This is a genomic window from Streptomyces sp. NPDC086766 (assembly GCF_044746005.1).
GTDB lineage: Bacteria > Actinomycetota > Actinomycetes > Streptomycetales > Streptomycetaceae > Streptomyces.
In genome coordinates, this window is sequence record NZ_JBIVBI010000053.1 from 1 (window position 1) to 5,623 (window position 5,623).

Annotated in this window: 7 protein-coding genes; 3 read left to right on the forward strand and 4 right to left on the reverse strand. The window is 66.0% G+C overall.

The annotated features are described in order from the left end of the window. Window positions 1–229 precede the first annotated feature (229 nt). Complete coding sequence (locus ACIPM1_RS33725; RefSeq protein WP_402441179.1) at window positions 230–1,483, forward strand: IS256 family transposase; 1,254 nt, start codon at window positions 230–232, stop codon at window positions 1,481–1,483. A 57-nt stretch (window positions 1,484–1,540) separates the two neighbouring features. Here ACIPM1_RS33725 and ACIPM1_RS33730 read toward each other — a convergent pair whose 3' ends face one another. Then, window positions 1,541–2,086, reverse strand: a complete 546-nt coding sequence (locus tag ACIPM1_RS33730; protein WP_402441181.1) for a GNAT family N-acetyltransferase — start codon at window positions 2,084–2,086, stop codon at window positions 1,541–1,543. A 386-nt stretch (window positions 2,087–2,472) separates the two neighbouring features. On the opposite strand from ACIPM1_RS33730, the gene ACIPM1_RS33735 reads away from it, so the two are divergent. Then, the gene (locus ACIPM1_RS33735; protein ID WP_402441183.1) at window positions 2,473–2,931 is read left to right on the forward strand and encodes an SgcJ/EcaC family oxidoreductase; all 459 of its coding nucleotides are present in this window, start codon (window positions 2,473–2,475) and stop codon (window positions 2,929–2,931) included. Between the two features lie 134 nt (window positions 2,932–3,065). Continuing rightward, window positions 3,066–3,191, forward strand: coding sequence for a hypothetical protein (locus ACIPM1_RS33740; RefSeq protein WP_402441184.1), 126 nt, complete (start codon window positions 3,066–3,068; stop codon window positions 3,189–3,191). A gap of 91 nt (window positions 3,192–3,282) precedes the next feature. Here the strand turns inward: ACIPM1_RS33740 and ACIPM1_RS33745 are convergent, their stop codons facing one another. From ACIPM1_RS33745 to ACIPM1_RS33755, 3 genes are all read right to left on the reverse strand, one after another. Further along, window positions 3,283–3,822, reverse strand: coding sequence for a 2'-5' RNA ligase family protein (locus ACIPM1_RS33745; protein WP_402441186.1), 540 nt, complete (start codon window positions 3,820–3,822; stop codon window positions 3,283–3,285). A 350-nt stretch (window positions 3,823–4,172) separates the two neighbouring features. Beyond that, complete coding sequence (locus tag ACIPM1_RS33750) at window positions 4,173–4,358, reverse strand: hypothetical protein (RefSeq protein ID WP_402441188.1); 186 nt, start codon at window positions 4,356–4,358, stop codon at window positions 4,173–4,175. 349 nt (window positions 4,359–4,707) lie between these two features. Further along, on the reverse strand, window positions 4,708–5,199 hold the full coding sequence (locus ACIPM1_RS33755; protein ID WP_402441190.1) for a class I SAM-dependent methyltransferase: 492 nt from the start codon (window positions 5,197–5,199) through the stop codon (window positions 4,708–4,710). Window positions 5,200–5,623 lie beyond the last annotated feature (424 nt).

Sequence of the window (5,623 nt, forward strand, 5' to 3'; positions counted from 1 at the left end):
ACCAGCCCGTCATCCACGGCGCCCGTCCCACTCACAGCGGCCTTCCCGGCCTCGGCGTCACTCGTCACGTCAGTCATCAACTGTCGCTTCCAGCTAGCGAGTTACACCACTCACCGTACAGACCCGTGGATCGGCCTCGGGTTGGGCGCAAAGGGCGTACCTTCCCGAGTGATCGACTTCTGGTCATCGAGTAGGCCGACGTTGCACCGTCGGTCGGGAAGGCACGCCCGTGCTGAGCGTAGTAAATGCCGATGGAACGACCGACACCGGCTCTCTGATCGACGACATCGTCCGCGAGGGCGCGAGGCGGATGCTCGCCGCCGCCCTGGACGCCGAAGTCAACGCGCATATAGCTGAGTTGGCCGACCAGCGCGACGAGCACGGGCGTCGCATGGTGGTCCGCAACGGCTATCACCAGCCGAGGAAGCTCACGACCACAGCCGGGGCGGTCGAGGTGAAGGCACCACGGGTGAACGACAGGCGCGTCGACGAGGCCTCGGGCGAGCGCAAGCGGTTCTCCTCCGCGATCCTGCCGCCTTGGTGCCGCAAGTCCCCGAAGATCAGCGAGGTGCTGCCCCTGCTCTATCTCCACGGCCTGTCGTCTGGCGACTTCGTGCCCGCACTCGAGCAGTTCCTGGGGTCGACGGCCGGGCTATCGCCGGCGACGGTCACCCGCCTCACCCAGCAGTGGCAGGCCGACCACCAGGCGTTCGGCGAGCGCGATCTGTCCGCCAGCGACTACGTCTACGTCTGGGCCGACGGCATCCACCTGCGCATACGCCTGAGGGAGGCGAAGTCGTGCGTGCTGGTGCTGATGGGCGTCCGCGCGGACGGCACGAAAGAGCTGATCGCCATGAACGATGGCTACCGCGAGTCCGCCGACTCCTGGGCCGACCTGCTGCGCGACTGCCAACGGCGCGGGATGCACGCTCCCGTCCTCGCGGTCGGCTACGGCGCACTCGGCTTCTGGAAGGCCCTGGCCGAAGTCTTCCCCGAGACCCGGCATCAGAGGTGCTGGGTTCACAAGATCGCCAACGTTGCGAACGCCCTGCCGAAGTCCGCGCAGCCCGGCGCGAAGAAGGCCCTGCAGGAGATCTACAACGCCGAGGACCGCGACCACGCGCTCAAGGCCGTCGCCGCGTTCGCCAAGAGCTACGGCGCGAAGTTCCCCAAGGCTGTCAAGAAGATCACCGACGAAGTCGACGAACTGCTGGCGTTCTACGACTTTCCCGCCGAGCACTGGATCCACTTGCGCACAACGAACCCGATTGAGTCGACCTTCGCCACCGTTCGCTGGCGGACCAAGGTCACCCGAGGTGCCGGCAGCGCGGCCGCCGCCTTGGCCATGGTCTTCAAGCTCGTCGAGTCCGCCCAGGCCCGCTGGCGGGCCGTGAACTCACCTCACCTCGTCGCCGTCGTCCGCGCCGGAGCCCGCTTCGAACGCGGACAGCTCATTGAGCGCACGCAGCCCCTCTCGGCATGACAACCTTGCTGTCCCTGTCGTCGTGCCCTACCTGGGCCAAGATCAGGTTGCTGGGTGTCACAAAGGCGACAACACCATGAGGACCTCATCGCGATCGTCGTCGGAGGCCAGCCGCAGAGCGCCGGGCCACCTGCCGATTTCCTTCCAGCCGAGTCGGCCATAGAACTCTTCGAGACCGACACCACCGCGGGCGGCAAGGTGCAGCTGCTCCAGGCCCATCTCGTCGCGGGCGACCTCACGGACCCGGCTCATCAATGCCGCGCCGATCCCCTGGCCCCGGACGCCGAGACGGGTTTGCACGTGGTGAATCGTGCCCCAGTGCGCGACGGGCGGGTGGGGGTCGCAGCGGATGTTCAGCCAGCCCGCGACGGTGCCATCGGCCAGGGCGATCAGAAGGCGGCTGGTCGTTGGGGCAAGCTTCTCGATGATGCGGTCAAGGACAGCGGTGACCTCGGCGGCATCCACCGGCGGAAAGGGGAACCCGGCCGCCCCACCCGCATTGCTCACCTCGGTCCAGCAGTCCACGAGGGTCTGCTTCAGCTCGTCAGTGATCTCGTGCGGGTCAACGATCTGGGTGAAGCCAAGGGCGTTGCTGCTGGTCATGGGGACGAGTGTCACAAACGAGCCGCACTCGTCGACACTCGGGGACACCCAGCCGAACTTCGCTGGCGCAGACAATGATCCACAGGATTTGACAATTACTCCAGGACGCCTTCGCGCGGTCGCAACGGTATGGCCCGGCGCTGGTCCACGGCTTCTCCCCCACTGCGCAAACGCAGGTGCGGGAAGCGGTTGCATGGCAAGCGCGTAGGACGATGACCGGCCGGGGACAGCGCACTGGACAGTGACGTGAACACGGTCGCGATCCTCGGCAGGCAGGGCTGGCCGGATCCATCGCCCTCGCGTCGGTCGCTTGCCCCGCCGAGCACGCCCGTCCATCTCGTGACCGCCGGCGCGATGAGTTTCGACCCCGCCGCAGGTATGTATCCGTGAGCTCGCCGGAACACGCCGGCGAACTGATCATCAGGGAGAATCTCATGTCAGACAGTCGTAAGGAAGACGAAGCCGCGGTCAACGCTGTGCTGGCCGAGGCCTACAAGGCATGGGAGGCCAACGACGCCGACGCCTTCGTCGCCAACTACACCGAGGACGCGACCGCCATCCTGCCCGGCTCCCTCCGCGACAGCCGTGACGTGATCCGCGAGTCCATGGCCAAGAGCTTCGAGGGGCCGCTCAAGGGCAGCTCGACCTACAACAAACAGCTCAGCATTCGCTTCCTCGGCAACGACGGGGCGATCGTCGTCAGCGAATCGGGCATCCTGTTCGCCGGCGAGACGGAAGTTCCGGACGCGCGCAAAATCTACGCGACCTGGGTCCTCGAGAAGCGCGACGGCAACTGGTACATCGCCACCTACCACAACAGCCCGATGTCGGCGCCTGCGCACTGAGCCCCGTCTGAGCGTCCCGACGGCCAGGCCCCCTCTCCGGCTTCGGAGCGGGGGCCGCGTCTTTTCACTCCGGTGCCGCACTGCCCGGCCGCCCGGCGCGGGACGTGCTGCGCGCGTCCGGTATGGCGGTCGGCATGATCACCGTGGTGTGCGTTCAGCTCACCTACGGCGGCTTCCTGTTCGGCTTCACCCTGCACCCGCAAGCGGGGCTGGGCGAGAGGGCGCTACGAGCCGGACTCACCTACCTGTGCCGGCGATAGCAACCCCCGCCAAGCAGTGCCCCCACCTCGCCGACCGGCCGACCGTGTTCCGCTGCCCGTTGCGGGCGGGCCAGCCAAGCCCACGGCCGGTTCATTCAAGGAGCGCGAACGACGACCGCTCCTGCCACTTCGCACCGTCATGCACCATGAGGTCAACTGACGAGACCCGGGACGTGAAAGGGAGCTTGCCGAGCAGGTCGGCCTCAATCTCATCCAGAACTGCATCATCCTGACCGTCAGCGACGGTCAGGTGGGGCACGATCTCGGTGAACCGGCCCCCATAGGGAGGGGCCTCGGGCCACAGGTCAGCGATCACCTCAGTGAGCAGCCGCAACTGCCCGTCTGGCTCAGGAGCGAGGTACAGCACCCCCGGAAACCGCCCACAGCCCTCAAACCACAGGTCAAAGGCACGATGCCTGCCCAGCACACCAGTGAGGGTCAAGCAGACACGCGCGTCTATTCGGCTCTCGTCGAGGAACGGGAAAAGCACCGTGACATGTGCTGGTACTCCTGCTCGGGCCGACGGATCAAACCGTTCACGCCACACGCGGACGGCCGACTCCGCGTCCGGGACCCTGACGATGAGGGCCGTCCGGCCCGCCTGAAACCTGCTGGTGCTGTCATCTGCCACGACACCGCATGCTGCCACCACGAACGCCGAGCACAGCACTCACCATGGCGCTGATCCTGCAGATCTGACCGGTCATATGCACCATGACGGGTCCCTCAGAACAACTGAGGGACCCACCCCTCGTCCCACAGCGGTGCGTTGCCCCTGTCGAGGCACCCCAGCAGGCCTTCGCCTCCCTCCGCTCATCGCCGATCCCCCGCCAGTACCGGCGCCGCGAACGTGCTGAAGATGGTCGACCTCGCCGGCGAGCACCGAGCCCTCCCGGACGAGGCCACCAAACTCCTTTCACACAAAAGCGTTTTGGAGTCCGTCGACACCATCCCCGAACCCGAGGCTCCCGTCGACTGGATTTATCGAGCAGCAGTGAGGTCAGTTGTCGCTGACCTGTCCGTATTCCGCGTTGCAGAGGCGTTGGCCTCCGCCGACATGAGCGCGTCGGCGAACGTCTTGACCATCGCGCGCAGCAGATCGGGACTCGCCGCGGCGAGGTTGTCCTCGGCAAGGGCGTGCAGGGGCAGACTGTCTGATGCGGTCATCGTGCTGATCTCCTTCGAGCTTCGACACCTCGAAGATCAGCCGGTGGCCGCTCATCTATGCGGGCACCATCCCGATGCCGGAGCAAACCCCCGGATCAGGTCGTACACCACTTCTCAGGACGCAAGCCTCTTGTCCTGCTCAGAGATGGTGGTTCGGGGCCGGCGCAGGTGCTCAACTTTGAAGCAAAGTTGACCGACATCAGGAGTTCGCGTTCAGTTGGGCGAGTTGTCGGCGTCATTCGTCTGAAGTACCAGACAGCTCCATCGGACGCTGTCACGGCCGTGAAGATCGGGACGCTCACTGGTGTGGACCGTCTGCAGGCCGTATGTACCACCTAGCTCGACTGTCTCAGCAGCGGACACGTCGAACATGTGGCGGCCACCGGGCACAGGGCCGATGGCGTAGATTGACGAAGAACCGGCCGCCAGGCACCAGCAACCCGGCGATCCTGGCCATCGCGTGTCGGCGTTCCTCGGCGTCCAGATGCATCCACACCGCAGTAACGAAGACCGCGTCGAATTGACCTGTGTGCTGGCTCAGCGCCAGGTCCGGAAGAATGTCGTCGACCCAATCAATCCCGCTATCTGCATGGATTCGCTGCCCATGCGCCCGCAACTCCGTAGTCGGCTCGACAGCCACGACACGGTGTCCACGGGCGCCGCCAACGCGGCGGCATCGCGCCCGGTCCCTGCACCCACATCCAGGATGCGGCCGGGCTCGCCAGGACCAGCCGCAGCACGTCGCGGTGGACTTCATCGAAGGTGACTTCCTCGTACTGGACGGCCAGCGCGTCCGCCGTCTCGGCATACCCAGCGGTTCCCCTGGCCGGGTTGACGTCATCCCCCGTGGGGGCCAAATGATCACTCATGGCCGGAGGCCGGCCCACTGGTTCGCAGCATCACCCTGCCGAGTGGCGGAAGCGGCAGGAGTGACCCGTCAGGCATGCGGGTGCACGGCCCCATGGACTGGGCCGTCTCTGGGCCGTGCGGGGGTGCTCAACGACAACCAACACCACGAACTCCTGGCGGACACGGCCTGATCCTGACAATCGACCGATCTACCAGGAGTTCCGCCTTGTCACCCGGACTCGGAAGAGCCTCGGCGCGGCCCACCTCACCCCAGTTTCCGGATGAGCTCTAAGACGTCGTCTCATTTGGCGTACTGGGTACGTCTGCACTGTGTGGTGATGGTCGAGCGCGTGGTTCCAGACGAGTTGTGGGAGCTGTTTCAGCGGGTGGTCCCGCCTGCTCCATCGCGGCCGCAG

Excerpts from the sequence above, each read along its gene's own strand:
- ACIPM1_RS33740 (WP_402441184.1), top strand. The coding sequence starts at position 3,066 with ATGATCACCGTGGTGTGCGTTCAGCTCACCTACGGCGGCTTCCTGTTC.
- ACIPM1_RS33750 (WP_402441188.1), bottom strand. The coding sequence starts at position 4,358 with ATGACCGCATCAGACAGTCTGCCCCTGCACGCCCTTGCCGAGGACAAC.
- ACIPM1_RS33730 (WP_402441181.1), bottom strand. The coding sequence starts at position 2,086 with ATGACCAGCAGCAACGCCCTTGGCTTCACCCAGATCGTTGACCCGCAC.
- ACIPM1_RS33755 (WP_402441190.1), bottom strand. The coding sequence starts at position 5,199 with ATGACGTCAACCCGGCCAGGGGAACCGCTGGGTATGCCGAGACGGCGG.